A 16,633-nucleotide genomic window follows, 5' to 3' on the forward strand; every position below is an offset into this window, starting at 1 on the left:
TCTCCACGATTACACCACCGCCGGCCGTGTTCCGGATATACCAACCCCGGCCGGGGTCAGACCTTCCGTACCGCCGCTGAAGGCGGCGACCAATTTTTCCAGTGTCGGCGAAAAGCCGCCGTCGGCCGGCACGATGTTTTCGGCCGGCGGCAGCTCCGCCGTGCGGTGACAGGCGGTGGCGTGTCCGGCGGCATCGGCGAGCAGCGGCGGCACCTCGGTGCGGCAGCGCGCGATGACGTACGGGCAGCGGGTATGAAAGCGGCAGCCCGAAGGCGGATTGAGCGCGCTCGGCATCTCGCCCTCCAGCACGATGCGGCTGCGTTTGGCCTGCGGCCTCGGCACCGGGATGGCTGACAGCAGCGCGCGGCTATAGGGATGCTCTGGCGCGGCGAACAGCGCCTGCGCCTCCGCAGTCTCGACGATGGTGCCGAGGTTCATCACCGCGACCCGATCGGCGATGTGCTTCACCACGGCGAGATCGTGGCTGACGAAGATATAGGCGAGGCCAAGCCGGTCCTGCAGGTCGCGCAACAGGTTGAGGATTTGCGAGCGGATCGAAACATCCAGCGCCGACACCGGTTCGTCGCAGATGATCAGTTTCGGTTGCACCGCCAGCGCCCGGGCGATGGCGATACGCTGACGCTGGCCGCCGGAAAATTCATGCGGATAGCGGCGCGCGAATCGTGGCTCCAACCCGACCAGCCGCAACAATTCCTCGACCCGTTCGCGCCGGCGCGCCGACGGCACCAGATCGTGCAGCGCCAGCGGCTCGGTCAGGATCTGGCTGACCGTCATGCGCGGGTTGAGCGAAGCATACGGATCCTGGAAAATGATCTGCGCGTCGCGCCGGAAAGCCCGCAACGCGTTGGCGTCCAGCGCGCCGAGGTCGCGGCCCTCGAAGCGAACGCTGCCCGCATCCGCCTCGATCAGCCGCAGCACCAGCCGGCTCACGGTGGACTTGCCGCAGCCGGATTCGCCGACCAGCGCCAGCGTCTTGCCGGCCTCGACGGTGAAGCTGACGCCGTCGACCGCCCTGACGAAGGCGGTGGGCCGGCCGAACACCGAGCGGGCGGCGACGAAATGTTTGACCAAGCCTTCGACTTCCAGCAGTGCGGTCATGACACCAGCCTCTCCAGCGGCGCCCTGATGCAGCGCGAGGCGTGGCCGTCGCTCACCATGGCCAGCGGCGGCGGTGCGGCGATGCAGGCAGCGACGACGAAGGGACAGCGCGCGGCGAAGCGGCAACCGGTCGGCGGGTTGGCCATGTTCGGCACCATGCCCTCGATCGTCGCCAGATGCGAGGTGCGGCGGTCGAGCCGCGGGATCGAGCCGAGCAGGCCGACGGTATAGGGATGTTGCGGATTGGCGAACAGCTCGTTCACCGCGGCGCGCTCGACGATCTCGCCGGCATACATCACCGCCACCTCGTCGCAGACCTCGGCGACGACGCCGAGGTCGTGGGTGATCAGGATGATCGCAGCCCCGCTTGCCGCCTTCAGCTCGCGCATCAGGTCGAGGATCTGCGCCTGCAGGGTGACGTCGAGCGCGGTGGTCGGTTCGTCCGCGATCAGCAGGCGGGGGTCGCAGGCCAGCGCCATCGCGATCATCACCCGCTGGCGCATGCCGCCGGAAAGCTTGTGCGGATATTCGTCGATCCGCTTGTCGGGCGAGGGGATATGGACGCGGCGCAGCAGCTCGATCGCGCGCTCACGGGCTTGGCGCCGCGTGCCGCCGCGATGGCGCAGAATCGTCTCCATGATCTGGTCGCCGATGGTGAAGCTCGGATTGAGCGAGGTCATCGGCTCCTGGAAGATCATCGCCAGGCGATTTCCCCTGAGATCGCGCAGCGTCTGGTCGGGGACGTCGAGCAGGTCGAAGCCGTCGAAACGGATCGAGCCCGAGACCTCAGCGGAGTGTTTCGACAAAAGCCCCATGATGGCGAGCGAGGTCACGCTCTTGCCGCAGCCGGATTCGCCGACCAGTCCGAGCGTCGCGCCATTGGCGACGCTGAGGTCGACGCTGTCGACTGCATGGGTCGAACGGCCGTCGTCGCCATGAAAGACGACGCGCAGGCCCTCGATTTCGATCAGCGGGCTTGCCGTCATGCCTTGCCCGTGGTTGCCGCTTCGACGCTTGCGTCGATTTTCGCGCGGTCGGTGATCCCGGCCGGGTTCTTGCGCGTCGGCAGGAACGGACGGAAAGGCACCCAGCGCTCGCGGCTTACCTGCTCGAGCCGTTCGAGCTCGGCCAGCGGATCGGCGTGGTCATCGACGCGCAGGTCGAGATCGGACCATTCCTCCTCGCCATGGATCAGGAGCGCTGCCGACTGCCTGCCGCGCTTGTCGCCGCCCGCAGCCTCGCCGGCCTTCATGGCCGCGATCAGCCGCTGCGCAAAAGGAAGGTTGGCGTTGGCGACTAAGGCCTTCGCGGTGTCGTCGAGCACGGCCGCGCCGGCCAGCATGTTGCCGGCGATGGAGAAGCCGTCGCCCTGAACATGGCCGCACCAGTCGACGCATTCGCGGCCGGTGAAGGCTGCGATGCGGCCGTTGGCGTCCATGATGTGCAGTTGCCGGCTCTCGCGGCCACTGTCGGCCGCAGTCAGCGTATCGATGATGTCGCGGGGCGCGTGCCCCTCGCGCAGCAGTTTGACGCCGTCGATGCCGTAATAGGGATTGACCAGCGCCTGCGTCGCGACGCCGCCGATGCCGGCCGCGATATGCGGCACGCGGGCGCCGACCGCGAAAAACCTGGTTGCGACCGCGATGCCGATCTGGCCGGTCAGGGAATCGCGGGCGATGATCGACCAGGTCATGTTTGGCAAACCGTCTTCAAGCCGCCCTACCTTCAGCGTCCCGCCGCGTAGCCCTGCATGCCCCTGGGATTGGCGGCGGCGCGGCGGCGGCGGCCAACCTTGGAAGCGGCGGTGAGGCGGCCTTCCGACCAGTCGGGGCCGACCTCGACGACGTGGCCGCGGCCTTTCAGGGTATCGATAGTCGCCTTCGGCACACGGTTTTCAACCACGAGCACACCGGGGCGCGCGGTGCGCGGCCAGAACGAGATCGGGAAATGTTCGGAGTGCCAGGCCGGCGCGTCGATCGCTTCCTGCAGGTTCAGCTTGGCATGGACGTGGCGCAGGAAGAACTGCGTGGTCCATTGGTCTTGCTGATCGCCGCCGGGCGAGCCCCAGGCCATGTAGGGCTCGCCGTCGCGGTAGCACATGGTCGGCGAGAGCGTGGTGCGCGGACGCTTGCCCGGCGCCAGCGCCGCGGGGTGATCCTGCTCCAGCCAGAACATCTGGGCGCGGCTGCCGAGGCAGAAGCCGAGTTCCGGAATAACCGGCGACGACTGCAGCCAGCCGCCGGACGGCGTCGCTGAGATCATGTTGCCGGCCTGGTCGATGATGTCGAAATGCACAGTGTCGCCGCGCACTTCGCCGAAACGGCCGACGGTCGGCTCGCCCGCGCCCATCGCGCCGACCGCCTCGCGGTGGCCTTCCGCGCGGCGCATTTTGACGATCGAACCGAACCCTTCGACCGAGCCGGGCAGGAAATCGAGCGAGGCCTTGTCCCTGGAGATCAGCTTGCGGCGCTCGTCGTTATAGGCGTCCGACAGCAGCGTCGCGATCGGAATGTCGGTAAAGTCAGGATCGCCGTAGAATTTCTCGCGGTCGGCGAAAGCAAGCTTGGCGCATTCGATCTGCAGATGGATGAAGTCGGGGCCAGCGGGATCGAGCCCGTCGAGTTCGAACCCCTTCAACAGCGCGAGCTGTTGCAGCATGACCGGGCCCTGGCTCCAGACGCCGGGCTTGCAGACGGTGTAGCGGCCGTAGTCGTAGGTGAGGGGGGCTTCAATGGTGGGCTGCCAGCGCGCCATGTCGTCGGCCGTGAGCACGCCCTTATGCGGCGAACCGCTGACATCCATGACTTCCTGCGTGCGGCAGAACTTGTCGATGGCTTCAGCGACAAAGCCGTGCGACCAGGATTTCCGCGCGCGCTCGATCTGCGCCACGCGATCGGAGCCGACGCTCTCGGCTTCCTTCAGGATGCGGGCGTAGGTTTCCGAGAGCTGCTTGTTGGTGAAGAGCGTGCCGGGCTTCGGCACCTCATTGTTGGGCAGGTAGACCGCGGCCGAGGTCGGCCAATGCTTTTTGAACAGTTTCTCGACGATCTGGATGGTGGCCGCCGCGCGCTCGACCAGCGGGTAACCGTTGGCGGCGTAGGCGATGGCGGGTTCCAGCACGTCGCGCAAACGCATCGTGCCGTAATCGCGCAGCAGCAACATCCAGGATTCGAACGTGCCGGGCACGCAGGCCGCCAGAAGACCGGTGCCGGGCACCATCTCCAGCCCCTCGCTCTTGTAATGGGCGATGGTTGCCTTGGCCGGCGCCGGGCCCTGGCCGCAGATGACTTCGGTGCGGCCGCGTTTGGTATCATGCACAATGATCGGAACGTCGCCGCCGGGGCCGTTGAGATGCGGCTCGACCACCTGCAGCGTAAAGGCGGTGGCGACACCGGCGTCGAAGGCGTTGCCGCCCTTTTCCAGGATGCCCATGCCGACCGCGGTCGCGATCCAATGGGTCGAGGTGACTACGCCGAACGTGCCTTCGATTTCCGGACGGGTCGTGAACGGATCGGGATTGATGTTGCTCAACGGTTGGGTTCTTTCTCACTGGCCGGTTCCCCGGCCGTGCGCGACCACAACCTGGTCATGCCGGAACGGGTCGCGCGCGTTGGTGGCTGAAGCCTTCGCTGTAGATGTGCTCCATTGAGGCGCGCCGGTCGATGAAAGCCAGTTTGGCGTCGATGATCATCGCGGGCGACCCGCACAAATAGATAGCATGTTCCGAGAGGTCGTCAAAATCAGCGGTAACGGCATGCTGCACGTGACCCCTGCGCCCCTCCCAGGTTGCATCGGCGCGAGACAGCACCGGCACGAAATTGAACTCGAATAGCCGTCTGCCCCAGGTCCGGATGTCGTCGAGCAGGAACAGGTCGGCGGCCGTGCGCCCGCCCCAGTACAGGCTGGCCGGCGGACAATCCGGATGATCCATCAGCGATTCCAGGATCGCCTTGATAGGCGCGATCCCGGTGCCGGTGGCAACCATCAACAGCGGCCGGTCATCCTCGGCATGGAGGTGAAAAGCGCCAAGCGGCAGCTCGACCTCCAACTCGTCACCGGCCTGCATGCATCGCAGCATGCCGTGGGTGAAGGACCCACCCTCGATCTCCCGGATCTGAAAATCGACCCGATTGTCGCGCGGGATCGATGCCATCGAGAAACTGCGCGTGGTCCCGTCAGGCAATACGACGTTCATGTATTGCCCCGGCCGGTAGTCCAGGGAAGCGGCAGCCGGGACTTCCAGCGCCAGATGCGTGACCAGGGCGCTGACGGGTCGAACGGCCCTGACCACGGCGAGGTGGCGCGCCGGCGGCGGCATCTCGGCCAGACCGCGTGCCGGTTCGATGACCAGATCGCCGGCGGGCATCGCCTGACAGGCGAGGGCGTAACCCCGGCTTTCCTCATCCGGCGTCAGCGCCAGCGGGAACTCGGCGTAGCTGACCGAACCTTCAACCAGCTTGATGCGGCAGGTGCCGCAGCCACCGAGTTTGCAGTCGTGCGGCAGGTTGACATTGGCGCGAAGCGCCGCGGCGAGGATGGTTTCGTCCGGGGTCACCTCGAACGCCTGCTCTGTCTCGGCCACCTGCACCCGATAGACCATCTGGCCCATCACATCTTGATGTCGGCCAGGACCAGCACCCGATGCTTCTTCGGCGCCAGCAACTCCTGCAGGGCCTGCAGCGCCGCCAGCCCGCAGGCGGTATCCTGCTCGCCATTACCGCCGCTGAGGCCGATCCCGCCGACGACCTCGTCGTCGACCACAATCGGAAAGCCGCCGACGAAAACGGCGAACCTGCCCTCGAAGCTCCACTGGATTCCGAACGCTTCGTTACCGGGAAGCGCGGGCCCGTTCGGTGGCTGATTGAACAGATGGGTCGAACGCTTGTGACCGGCTGCCGTGAAGGCCTTGTTCCACGCGATCTGCGGACCCGTCACCCTGGCGCGGTCCATCCGCTCCAACGCCAGCGGATAGCCGCCGTCATCGGCGACGCAGACTGTTTCCAGCACGCCGATCTCCCTGGATTTGCGGATCGCCGCGGCAACCATATGACGCGCCTCCTCGAGTTCCAGCTTGAATGAAGCTCTCATGTGATTGTCCCGGTGTTCGAATTGCAGGTGTTGACGGATGGTTCAGGGCAGTCGTCGGATCAGCATCCGCGATACACCGTCTTGATCTGGGTGTAGAACTCCAGACCGGCGCGACCCGACTCGCGAAACGTCGACGTGCTGGAGCGCTTGAGCCCGCCGAACGGCGCATTGATCAGGTTGCCTGTCGTGGTGCGGTTGATCTTGACGGTTCCCGATTCGATGTCGTTCGCGAAGTCGTGGATGTAACGTTGATTGCGCGTCGCGATCGCAGCCGACAGGCCGTACTCGGTATCGTTGGCCTTCGCGATCGCATCTGCGTAGCTTGTAACCTCGATGATGGCGATGACCGGCCCGAATATCTCCTCGCGCGCGATCCGCATGTCCTGCGTGACATCGGTAAAGATCGCGGGCGATACGTAATAGCCGCGGTCGTAGGACGGCCCGCTCAGGCGTTCGCCGCCGCACAGCAACGTTGCCTCACGCTTGCCGATCTCAACGTAACGCAGGACGGTTTCCAGTTGGCGCGCGGTCGCCAGCGGACCGATATCGTTTCCGGCAACAAGGCCACTCCCGATCTTCAGCGCCTTCACTCTGGTTACGAGTTTGTCGGTGAATGCCGCCCTGATCTGTTTCATCACCAGCACACGGCTGGTCCCGGTGCAGGCCTGTCCGCTCAGCGACAGGCCGCCCTTGATGGTCAGATCGACGGCTTTGTCGAGGTCCGCATCCTCCATCACGATCAGCGGATTCTTGCCGCCGAGCTCCATCTGGGTGCGTGTGGTGAAGCCGACCGAGCGATGAATCTGCTCGCCGGCCGAGGTTGATCCTGTGAAGGAAATGGCGCGCACGACCGGCGGCACGCTGATCGCCGGGCCGACATCGGCGGCGCGGCCGGTGACGAAATTGAGCACGCCGTTTGGAATTCCCGCGGCGGCGAAGGCCTCCGTGAGACGATAGCCGCTCAGCGGCGCGTCCGACGACGGCTTGAATACCACGGTGTTGCCCGCGATCAGCGCCGGTGCAATTTTTCGCGCCGGTATCGATACCGGAAAGTTCCACGGCGTGATGACCGAGACCACACCCAGCGGCTCGCGCTGGGTGTAGACGACCATGTCGGCATCGTCATTGGGGAAGGTCTCGCCTGCAAACGACTGACCTTCGACGGCATAGAAGCGCAGCGTTTGCGCCGAGCGCAGGATCTCGTCCTTGCTCAGACCGAGCGCCTTGCCTTGCTCCCGCGTCAATTCCTCCGCAAATCGATCGACATGCGTCTCCAAATAGCTGGCGGCGCCGTTAAGAATCCGCGCCCGCGCGGTGACCGGGGTCTTCTTCCAGCTCGCGCAGGCCGCAGCCGCCGCGTGCACGGCCGCTTCGGCGTCTGCCGCCGAAGAGGCGGGGAACTGGCCGATGATGTCGGACGTATCGGCGGGATTGACGTCGTCGAAATACTCGCCGGTCCGACCCGCCACCCATGCGCCATCGATGTAGTTCTTGAACTTTTCGATTCCGGCGCGCGCCGGCTCAGCGCGCGTCACCGATACTGCAGCGTCCTTCATGGCCTTTACCCTTCGCTAGTTCCACAACATCACGGCGCACAACGTCGATACGCCAAGTCCGGTCAGCACCGGCACCAGCACCGAATTCACGATCTGGAACACCGGCACGCGCGCGAAGCCGGCTACCGCGATCAGCGACGACCACGCGATCAGCGTGCCGCCGCCGGTCCACACCGCGCCCATTTGACCGACCGCGGCCAATGTCGCGGGGTCGAGCCCGGCGCCCGGCGCCAGCGCGCCGGACAGCGAGCCGGTCAGCGGCAGGCCGGCGAAACCGGACCCGTCGATTCCCGTGATCATTCCGACCACCAGGACGCCGAAAGCTACCAGGATGTGGCTGTTGGGAATCCAGCCTTGCGCGCTCTGGATCAGTTCGAACAGAAGGCTCGGTGCTTGCGCGACCGGCACGTTGAGAATCGAGGCCGCGAGATCGCCACCGGCGCCGAGAAAGAAGAAGCCCGCTATCGGCAGCACCGACCCCATGGCACGGAAAGCAAAAACGAAACCCTCGGTGACGTGGTCGGCGCTGGAATCCAGCGCCTTGCGCAGCCCGTCGGTGGCGAATGCGGCGCACACCATCAGCAGTGCCGCGACACCGCCGACCAGGGCGGCAGCTTCGCCGCCCTTCAGATCGCGGCCGTAGCCGAGCTTGGACATCATCATCAGCACGATCACACAAAGGAAGGCGAGCGGCGTCGCGATGGCAAAGAACTTCGACCATCCGATCCGCTTCCGGCCGATCATCGACAGTTCCTTGGAAACCTGGGCGTCGCTGACCAGCGGCTCCTGGCTGGTGCCGCGCGCGATCTCGGCCTTGTCGAAGGTTCCCTCGGCTTCGATCCGGGCCAGGTCGCCGTTGCTCGATTGCGCCTGCCATCGCTCGAGCAGCGAATTGCTCGGCGGCACGATCGACTTGCGGATCGAGAAGTAGGCCAGCAACAGGGCGATCGAACCGGTGATCAACGACAGCACCAGGGCCCGATCGGCCACCATCGCCACGTTCACCGCCGCGCCGGCGGCCTTCGCGCTGATGCCCGGAGCGACGCCGATCACGTAGTCGGACGAGAGCGCCATGCCCTGGCCGGCAATGGCGATCGCCATTGCGCCGGCGAGCGGCGGCAGGCCGGCGGCAATCGCGGCCGGCAGCAGCACCGCCGATACCAGCGGCACCGCGGGCGTAGGCCAGAAGAACAGGGAAATCACATAGGTAATCGCGGCGAGCACAAAATATGCGGCATGACCGTTTTTCATGACCGCGCGAAACGGCTCGACCATCCTGATGTCCGAACGCAGCACCTTCAGGGCATTCAGCAGCGCCGTCATCAACGCGATCACGAGGAAGATATTGAAAAGCTCCTTCGCTGCCGTGAAGCTCGCATTGAAGACACTGCCGACGGCCGTCACCGGGCTTTGCGTCCAGGCCAGCGTCACCAGAAGGGTGGCGATGACGGACGGCACGACGACATTGGCGCGCAAAATCATGGTCACGACGATGACGGTGACCCCGGCGAGATAGACCCAGTGCGCCGCGCCGATGGTAATGTGACTTGTCATGGCTCCCCCCAGAGACCGGCAAAAAGCGGATTGTTTCCGCGATATCGTTTCAGCGGCAGAATTGTATACTGTATTCCAAAATGCAATAGAAAACTGCAACATTGGATCTGGATTGTGTGGCCGGGTGCTCGCCCCGGGACGGCGGTGTAGCGATTCAAGGCTGGCGCGAGGGCGGCTTTTTCAAGGAAAATTGCGCTATATTTTCGGCGGCGAGGTTTTTCTGCACAGGCAAAAGCGCAACCGTCGTCAACCGGGTTGACTCGGGCTTCGGATTGTATACAATATTCAATCATGAGCTTTGCAGCCGGACGAGGCGTAGCAGCCAATTCGCCATAAAGGGAGAGCGAAGATGCCCGAATTGATGAACCACGTGGAATTCCGCACCGCGCTTGAGAATGCGATCAAGGGCAAAAGCGCCAACAAGGCGCCGTTCAGCATTGCCTGGGCCAGCGGAAAGCTCAGCCGCGCCCATCTCGCGCGATGGGCCGAGAACCACTTCCACTATGTCGGACCGTTCGCGGACTACCTCGCTTATATCTATGCGCGGATGCCGGATCGTTACACCGAGGCGAAGGATTTCCTGCTCGCCAATATGTACGAGGAGGAGATTGGCGGCGACCGTCATACCGACCTGCTGATTCGTTTCGCCGAAGCCTGCGGCACCACACGCGAGCGGGTGACCGATCCCGACAATATGACCGCCACGACGCGCGGTCTGCAGAGCTGGTGCTATTCCGTCGCCATGCGTGAAGATCCGATCGTCGCGGTCGCCGGCCTGGTCGTCGGGCTGGAATCGCAGGTGCCATCGATCTATCGCAAGCAAACCCCGACGCTGCGCGAGAAGTACAAGTTCAGCGACGAGGAAGTCGAGTTCTTCGATCTCCACATCGTGTCCGACGAAATCCATGGCGAACGCGGCTATCAGATCGTTCTCGAACATGCCGACACCGTCGAGCTGCAGCAGCGCTGCCTGAAGATCTGCGAAGTCGGCGCGCAGATGCGGTTGCTCTACACCACGGCGCTGTACTGGGACTATGTCGCGCAGGAGGTGCCGATGAGCGAACTCGAGGCCGCCGAACGCAAGGTCCCGCAGGACGAGCGTCGATTGCTGCAGGCCTGATCAGGTGCCAACCGTCATTCTTCATCGCGACGGCCACGTCTACCAGGGCGAGATCGCCGAGAACACCAACCTGGTGGTCCGGGCCGGCATCAAGCAGTTTCCCTTTCCGCATCTGCGCTACGGATGCGGGATGGGAAAATGCGCAAAATGCGCCTGCCGTGTTCTCAACGGAGCAGGGCAGCTGCCGGAGCCGAACTGGAAGGAACGGAAGCAGCTCGGCCCCCGGCTGGACGACGGCTACCGCCTGATTTGCCAGTTGTGGCTCAGCCACGATGTCGAGCTGGCGCAGGACAAGAACCCGATCGAGCCCTGGTCGGCTGTGTCGGCCGTCGTTCCGCAAGGCGTAGGCAGCAAGGAGGAATGAGCATGTATGTCATCCTGACGAGCAAGCCTGGACAGTTCAGGACCGAAGCTGTCGACGGGCTGCGGCCTCTGGAGGCTTACGACTACAGGTTCTATGGGCATATCAAGGCGCATTTCGTGATCGCGGAGCTGGTTCAAGAGCGCGTCAAGATACGCGTGGTCGAGGACGATACTGCCATCGTCAACGAGGTGCCCTCAAAATTCCTCGAAAAATTCGAGACCACGGCGCAGGCGCTGAAGGAGCTCGAGCACCTGACGACGTTCGGTCACATGGATACCGAGCTGCGCAAGATGCCGCTGTCCGCAAGCTGAACCTTCCGGTCGCGACATGATTCAAGTCACATTCCTGACTAACGGCGGCAAAGTGGCCAGCGCTCCGGCCGACAGCAATCTGCTGCGGGTCTCGCTACGCGAGCAGGGCGGCATTCCCTTCAAGTGCGGCGGCGGCTTATGCGGCACGTGCAAATGCAGGATCGAGGCCGGGCTTGAGCATACCGATGCCGTCAAGCCCAAGGAACGCAAGCATCTGACCGAAGACCAGGTGAAGGCGGGATACCGAATGGCTTGCCAGACGTTCCTGCATGGCGACGTCAGCGTGTCCTGGGTACCGTTGGCGGAACGTCGCGCGCCTGTTCCGCGTACCGAGCCGGTGCCGGCGATGGCGATGCCGCCGCGGGACGAGCCGGAGCAGTAGCCAGGATGGGCTGGGCCGCAACGGGATGGCAAATCAACGCGACTCCGGTAGACTGGCCGCAAGCAGCCTGCGTTGGTGCAAGCACCAGGGCGATCGACATTTGAGCGCGTTGATCATCATGTTCCAGCAGGCTTGCCGTTCGGTTCTTGAGATAGGTTTACGATATGGTGCTTACCACCGGGGTTCCGAAGCGTCGGCTCGGCGAGGACCATTCCTCGCTGCATGACCGCGTCGTTACCGAGCTTCGTCAGGCGATTTTGTCCGGACGATTGAAGCCGGGCGAACGGCTGGTCGAGGGCCGGCTGGCCGACGAACTGGGCGTATCCCGTAACCCCGTGCGCGAGGCGATTCGTGCGTTGGCGTCCGAGGGGCTGATCGAAGTCACCGCGCGACGCGGGGCGGCGGTTGCGACGATGACGGAGCAGGAAGCGCGCGAGACCATCGAAGTGCGCGCGCTGCTGGAGGGGCACAACGCCAGACTGGCGGCGCGCCGTCAGGACAAGCAGATCATCAAGCGCATCGAGGCCGTTCTGAACAAGGGCACGGCGGCCGTCACCGCGAGGCGGTTTGAGCAATTGTTCGATCTGAACCAGCAGTTTCACCGCGAACTCGCGGCCGCAGGGCAGAACACCGTGCTTGGCGATATCATGCAGCGATTGCGGGAAAGGACCGCGATGCTGTTCTCGCCGATGAATCCGGCCCGGCAGGCGCGCAATTGGGACGAACACGCCGCGATCTTGCGGGCGATCATCGAAGGCGACGAGCGTGCGGCCGCCACGCTGGCCTCCGAACATGTAATGCGGGCCGGAATGGATTTTCTGGTCGGGCTCAATGAGGATGGAGAGATTCCGCTTTTTCCGCTGGTCGAAACAGCAAGCGGCAATAGCGAAGTGTCGCAAGCGTCTTTGCTCGCGATCCGCGCGCAAGAGCTTTCTGCTGAGCAGAAGCGTACCGTCGGCAAGGCGCGACCGGCGAGCCGCAAGCGCAATTCTGCCGTCAAGGCAAAGTGAAGACGGGGCGCATCGTGATCGCGCAAGGATTTGCGATCTGCTGGCCGCGACCGCTGCGCTGACGCCGCACGAACGATATCTCTGACCGCCGCCGGAGTGAACGGCCTGTCCAGCCGCGCGCCTGCGACGGGATCACGCCATGGCGGGGGCTGTGGCCGGGTTGTTGACGGCGTGGCAGGCAACGCCGTTGATCAGCGCGGGCGCCTGCCGGCGGCAGAGCTCGAAGGCCAGCGGGCAGCGCGGGTTGAACGCGCATCCGGGCGGCGGGTCGATCGGATTGGGGATCTCGCCCCGGACCGGAATCCGCTGGCGGCCGGACATCGCCAGATCCGGAACCGCGCCCAGCAGCATCCTGGTGTAGGGCATCCGCGGGTTGGCGAACAGTTCGCGCCCTTCCGCGATCTCGACGATACGGCCGAGATACATCACGCCGATCCGGGTCGCCATGTGGCGCACCACGGCGAGGTTATGGCTGATGAAGAGATAGGTCAGGCCGAACTTGTCCTGCAGGTCGCGCATCAGATTGAGGATCTGCGCCTGCACCGAAACATCCAGCGCCGAGGTCGGCTCGTCGCAAACGATGAACTCGGCCTCCGATGCCAATGCGCGCGCGATCGCGATCCGCTGGCGCTGGCCGCCGGAAAATTCATGTGGAAACTTCAGGCCGTCGTCGGGATGCAGGCCGACCAGGCCCAGCAATTCGCCGACGCGGGCGGCGATGTCGCGCTCGCCCTGGATCAGGTCGAAGGCACGGATCGGCTCGGATACGATGGCGTCGACCCGAAAGCGCGGATTGAGGCTTGCATAGGGATCTTGAAAGATCATCTGGATGCGGCGGCGCAGCCGCTGGCGCATCTGCGCCTGCCTGGTGTTGGTCATCGACACGCCGTCGATGACGACTTCGCCGGAGCTCGGCGGCAGCAGGCCGACGACCATCCGCGCCACCGTGGTCTTTCCGGAACCGGATTCGCCGACGAGGGCGAAGGTCTCGCCCTTCTTGATGTCGAAGGTGACGCCGTCGACGGCTTTGAGGAATTCGAGGTGGCCGCCTTCGAGCACACGGTTGAGCCACGGCTTCGAGACGTCGAACACGCGACGCAGGTTCTTCACGTCGACGAACGGCGCTGCACTCATGCCGCGGTCTCCTTCGCCGTCTCGTGGGGCGCAGTATCGTAGAGATGGCAGGCGACCGACTGCGTGCCGTGCACGAGCGGTTCCGGCCGGTCGACGCGGCAGCGGTCGAAGGCGAATGCGCAGCGCGGGTTGAACGAGCAGCCCGGCGGGATTGCCGACAGCCGCGGCATGGAGCCGGGAATCTGCACCAGCCGCTTGTCTTCGCCTGCCAGCGTCGGGATCGCGCCCATCAAGCCTTTGGCATAGGGATGCAGCGGGTTCTGCACGACATCCCTCACCGGGCCGATCTCGGCGATCCGGCCCGAATACATCACGGCGACCCGGTCGGAGGTCTCGGCGATCACACCCATGTCGTGGGTGACGAGCATCACGGCGGTGCCGTGATCGCGCCCCAGGCGCTTGATCAGCGAAATGATCTGGGCCTGAACGGAGACGTCGAGCGCGGTGGTAGGCTCGTCGGCGATGATCAGTTCCGGTTCGGCGCAGATCGCGAGCGCGATCACGACGCGCTGGCGCATGCCGCCGGAGAATTCGTGCGGGTAGGCGTCGATGCGCTTTTCGGGAGCGGGGATTCCGACCTCGGCCAACAAGTCGATGGCGCGCTTGCGTGCGGCGGTCTCGGTGAGATTGGTGTGGGTCCGGATCGTCTCAACGATCTGGTCGCCGATTCGATACAGCGGATTGAGGCTCGTCAGCGGATCCTGAAAGATCATGCCGATCCGTTTTCCCCGGATGCGGCGGATTTCTTCCGGAGGCAGATGATCGATCCGCATGCCCGACAGATAGATCTCGCCGCCGATGATCCGGCCCGGCGGATCGATCAGCCCGATGACGGCGAGGCCCGTGACCGATTTGCCGGCGCCGGATTCGCCGACCACGCCCAGCACTTCGCCCTTGGCGATATCGAAGGAAACGCCATCGATCGCGCGCAAGGTCGCGCGGCGGGTGAGGAATTCCACCTGGAGATCGCGCACGGAAAGAACAGGAGCTGTCATCGGAGTTTTGGATTGAGCGCGTCGCGCAGCCAGTCGCCCAGCAGGTTGATGGAAAGGATCAGCCCCGCCAGCGCAAGGCCGGGAAACGCCACGATCCACCATTCGCCCGCGAACAGATAATTGTTGCCGATCCGGATCAGGGTGCCGAGCGAGGGCATGGTGTCGGGCATGCCGGCGCCGAGGAACGACAGCGTCGCTTCGGTGATGATCGCGAGCCCGAGGTTGATGGTGGCGATCACCAGGATCGGCCCCATCGTGTTCGGCAGCACGTGCCGCAGCATGATCTTCGGCGCGGGAAGTCCGATCAATTGTGCGGCTGCAACATAGTCCTTGCTCTTCTCGACCATGACCGAGCCGCGCACGGTGCGGGCATATTGCACCCAGAAGCTCAGTCCGATCGCGACCACCAGCACCGCCAGCGTACTCAGGGCATCAAGCCGGTTGCCGAACACGGACTTGGCGACGCCATTGACGAGCAGCGCAATCAGGATCGCGGGAAAGGTCAACTGCACGTCGGCGATGCGCATGATCAGCCCATCGACCGCGCCGCCGACATAGCCCGCGACCAGCCCGAGGGTGACGCCGAGCGCTGCGGCGAACAGCATGCCGAGCACGCCGACCACCAGCGAGACCCGCAAGCCGTAGAGAATGGCCGAAAACACGTCGCGGCCCTGTTCGTCAGTGCCGAGCAGGAACGGCGACTGGCCGTCCGCGGTCCACAGCGGCGAGATCCGCGAATTCATCAGTTGCAGTTGCGCCGGGTCGAATGGGTTCTGCACCGAAAGCTGCGATGCAAAGATCGCCAGCAGGAAAAACAGTGCGGTTATGGCCGCCGCCACCATCGTCATCTTGGAGCGGCGGAACGAATAGAACATGTCGCTGTCGAGCGTGCGCTTCAGCCAGCCGGTGCCGAAACGTGCTCCTTGCACGTTCGGCTCGGCGGGGTGGGGGACCACGGCGTCGGACATGGTGTTCTCTCTATGCCGGACGGCTGAGGGTCGAGCGCAGGCGCGGATCGACGACGGTGTAGAGGATGTCGACCACCAGATTGATGGTGACGTAGATCAGGGAAACCATCAGCAGGTAGGCCGCCATGATCGGAATATCGACGTTTTGCACGGCCTGCACGAACAACAATCCCATACCGGGCCACTGGAACACGGTTTCGGTGATGATCGCAAAAGCAATAACCGAGCCAAACTGCAGTCCGGCGACGGTGATGACGGGAACCAATGTGTTCTTGAGCGCGTGGCCGAAATGGATGGCGCGTGTGGTCAGGCCACGGGCGCGGGCGAAACGGATATAATCGGTACGGAGCACTTCGAGCATTTCGGCGCGGACCAAACGCATGATCAGGGTCATCTGGAACAGGCCGAGCGTGATCGAGGGCAGGATCAGCGCCTTCAAACCAGACAGCGTGAGCAGGCCGGTGGTCCACCAGCCGATCCGCACCACGTCGCCGCGGCCGAACGACGGCAACCAGCCCAGCGTCACCGAGAATAGATAGATCAGCAAGATGCCGATCAGGAACGTCGGCAGCGATATTCCAATCAGCGAGACCGCCTGGAATATTTTGGTCAGCACGCTGTCGCGCCGCAGGGCGGAGTAGACCCCCATCAGGATGCCGAACACCATCGCGAGAACTGTGGCGCAGACCGCGAGTTCCAGCGTGGCCGGCATCCGTTCCATCAACAGGTTCGCCACCGGCTGGCGGAATTGATAGGAGACCCCGAACTTGAACTGCGCGGCATTGGCGAAATAGCGGACGAATTGCACCGGTACGGGATCGTCGAGGCCAAGCGACTGGCGCACCGCCGCGCGTTCCGCGGCCGACGTGTCGATCGACACGATCTGGTTGACCGGGTCGCCCGCGAACCGGAACATCGAGAACGAGATAATTCCCACCGCAATCATGACCCCGATGGCCTGTACGGCGCGGCGAAGAGTGAAAGCGAGCATGGTTTCCTTTCGCTTTTCTCTTTGGTGCGGCTGACGTCGTT

17 protein-coding genes are annotated in these 16,633 nt (G+C 64.3%); 5 read left to right on the forward strand and 12 right to left on the reverse strand.

Annotation, left to right across the window (positions count from 1 at the left end; translation table 11 throughout):
- Positions 1-9: 9 nt before the first annotated feature.
- Genes FFI89_RS10405 through FFI89_RS10440 form a run of 8 tightly spaced genes read right to left on the reverse strand, consistent with a single transcriptional unit; the run spans position 10 to position 9,317 of the window.
- Complete coding sequence (locus tag FFI89_RS10405; protein WP_138835319.1) at positions 10-1,119, reverse strand: ABC transporter ATP-binding protein; 1,110 nt, start codon at positions 1,117-1,119, stop codon at positions 10-12.
- Complete coding sequence (locus FFI89_RS10410) at positions 1,116-2,105, reverse strand: ABC transporter ATP-binding protein (RefSeq protein WP_138835321.1); 990 nt, start codon at positions 2,103-2,105, stop codon at positions 1,116-1,118. Before FFI89_RS10410 ends, FFI89_RS10405 begins: the two co-directional genes overlap by 4 nt.
- Complete coding sequence (locus FFI89_RS10415; RefSeq protein WP_138835323.1) at positions 2,102-2,812, reverse strand: DUF1028 domain-containing protein; 711 nt, start codon at positions 2,810-2,812, stop codon at positions 2,102-2,104. The genes FFI89_RS10410 and FFI89_RS10415 overlap by 4 nt, the downstream gene beginning before the upstream one ends.
- A 32-nt stretch (positions 2,813-2,844) precedes the next feature.
- Positions 2,845-4,650, reverse strand: a complete 1,806-nt coding sequence (locus tag FFI89_RS10420) for a gamma-glutamyltransferase family protein (protein WP_138835326.1) — start codon at positions 4,648-4,650, stop codon at positions 2,845-2,847.
- Positions 4,651-4,705: 55 nt separating this feature from the next.
- Positions 4,706-5,728: a 2Fe-2S iron-sulfur cluster-binding protein gene (locus tag FFI89_RS10425; RefSeq protein WP_246669412.1), complete on the reverse strand. Its 1,023-nt coding sequence runs from the start codon at positions 5,726-5,728 to the stop codon at positions 4,706-4,708.
- A complete protein-coding gene (locus tag FFI89_RS10430; protein WP_138835328.1) occupies positions 5,728-6,207 on the reverse strand; it encodes a heme-binding protein in 480 nt (159 codons plus the stop codon). The genes FFI89_RS10425 and FFI89_RS10430 overlap by 1 nt, the downstream gene beginning before the upstream one ends.
- A 59-nt stretch (positions 6,208-6,266) precedes the next feature.
- Positions 6,267-7,763 (reverse strand): aldehyde dehydrogenase family protein, encoded by a 1,497-nt coding sequence (locus tag FFI89_RS10435; RefSeq protein WP_138835331.1) that lies wholly within the window; start codon positions 7,761-7,763, stop codon positions 6,267-6,269.
- Positions 7,764-7,778: 15 nt separating this feature from the next.
- Positions 7,779-9,317 carry a hypothetical protein gene (locus FFI89_RS10440; protein ID WP_138835333.1) on the reverse strand — a complete coding sequence of 513 codons (1,539 nt, stop codon included), beginning with the start codon at positions 9,315-9,317 and terminating at the stop codon, positions 7,779-7,781.
- Positions 9,318-9,666: 349 nt separating this feature from the next.
- On the opposite strand from FFI89_RS10440, the gene FFI89_RS10445 reads away from it, so the two are divergent.
- From FFI89_RS10445 to FFI89_RS10465, 5 genes are all read left to right on the forward strand, one after another.
- Complete coding sequence (locus tag FFI89_RS10445; protein ID WP_138835335.1) at positions 9,667-10,437, forward strand: TenA family transcriptional regulator; 771 nt, start codon at positions 9,667-9,669, stop codon at positions 10,435-10,437.
- 4 nt (positions 10,438-10,441) lie between these two features.
- The gene (locus FFI89_RS10450; protein WP_138835337.1) at positions 10,442-10,801 is read left to right on the forward strand and encodes a 2Fe-2S iron-sulfur cluster-binding protein; all 360 of its coding nucleotides are present in this window, start codon (positions 10,442-10,444) and stop codon (positions 10,799-10,801) included.
- Positions 10,798-11,112 carry a ferredoxin gene (locus FFI89_RS10455; RefSeq protein WP_246669413.1) on the forward strand — a complete coding sequence of 105 codons (315 nt, stop codon included), beginning with the start codon at positions 10,798-10,800 and terminating at the stop codon, positions 11,110-11,112. The genes FFI89_RS10450 and FFI89_RS10455 overlap by 4 nt, the downstream gene beginning before the upstream one ends.
- A gap of 16 nt (positions 11,113-11,128) precedes the next feature.
- The gene (locus FFI89_RS10460; RefSeq protein ID WP_138835339.1) at positions 11,129-11,494 is read left to right on the forward strand and encodes a 2Fe-2S iron-sulfur cluster-binding protein; all 366 of its coding nucleotides are present in this window, start codon (positions 11,129-11,131) and stop codon (positions 11,492-11,494) included.
- 164 nt (positions 11,495-11,658) lie between these two features.
- Complete coding sequence (locus FFI89_RS10465; RefSeq protein ID WP_138835342.1) at positions 11,659-12,504, forward strand: GntR family transcriptional regulator; 846 nt, start codon at positions 11,659-11,661, stop codon at positions 12,502-12,504.
- A 132-nt stretch (positions 12,505-12,636) separates the two neighbouring features.
- Here FFI89_RS10465 and FFI89_RS10470 read toward each other — a convergent pair whose 3' ends face one another.
- The 4 genes from FFI89_RS10470 to FFI89_RS10485 are packed head-to-tail and all read right to left on the reverse strand — an operon-like array spanning position 12,637 to position 16,592.
- Positions 12,637-13,638, reverse strand: coding sequence for an ABC transporter ATP-binding protein (locus FFI89_RS10470; protein ID WP_138835344.1), 1,002 nt, complete (start codon positions 13,636-13,638; stop codon positions 12,637-12,639).
- On the reverse strand, positions 13,635-14,633 hold the full coding sequence (locus tag FFI89_RS10475; protein ID WP_138835346.1) for an ABC transporter ATP-binding protein: 999 nt from the start codon (positions 14,631-14,633) through the stop codon (positions 13,635-13,637). The genes FFI89_RS10470 and FFI89_RS10475 overlap by 4 nt, the downstream gene beginning before the upstream one ends.
- Complete coding sequence (locus FFI89_RS10480; RefSeq protein ID WP_138835349.1) at positions 14,630-15,601, reverse strand: ABC transporter permease; 972 nt, start codon at positions 15,599-15,601, stop codon at positions 14,630-14,632. Before FFI89_RS10480 ends, FFI89_RS10475 begins: the two co-directional genes overlap by 4 nt.
- Positions 15,602-15,611: 10 nt before the next feature.
- A complete protein-coding gene (locus FFI89_RS10485) occupies positions 15,612-16,592 on the reverse strand; it encodes an ABC transporter permease (protein WP_138835351.1) in 981 nt (326 codons plus the stop codon).
- Positions 16,593-16,633 lie beyond the last annotated feature (41 nt).

This window comes from Bradyrhizobium sp. KBS0727 (genome assembly GCF_005937885.2).
Lineage (GTDB): Bacteria > Pseudomonadota > Alphaproteobacteria > Rhizobiales > Xanthobacteraceae > Bradyrhizobium.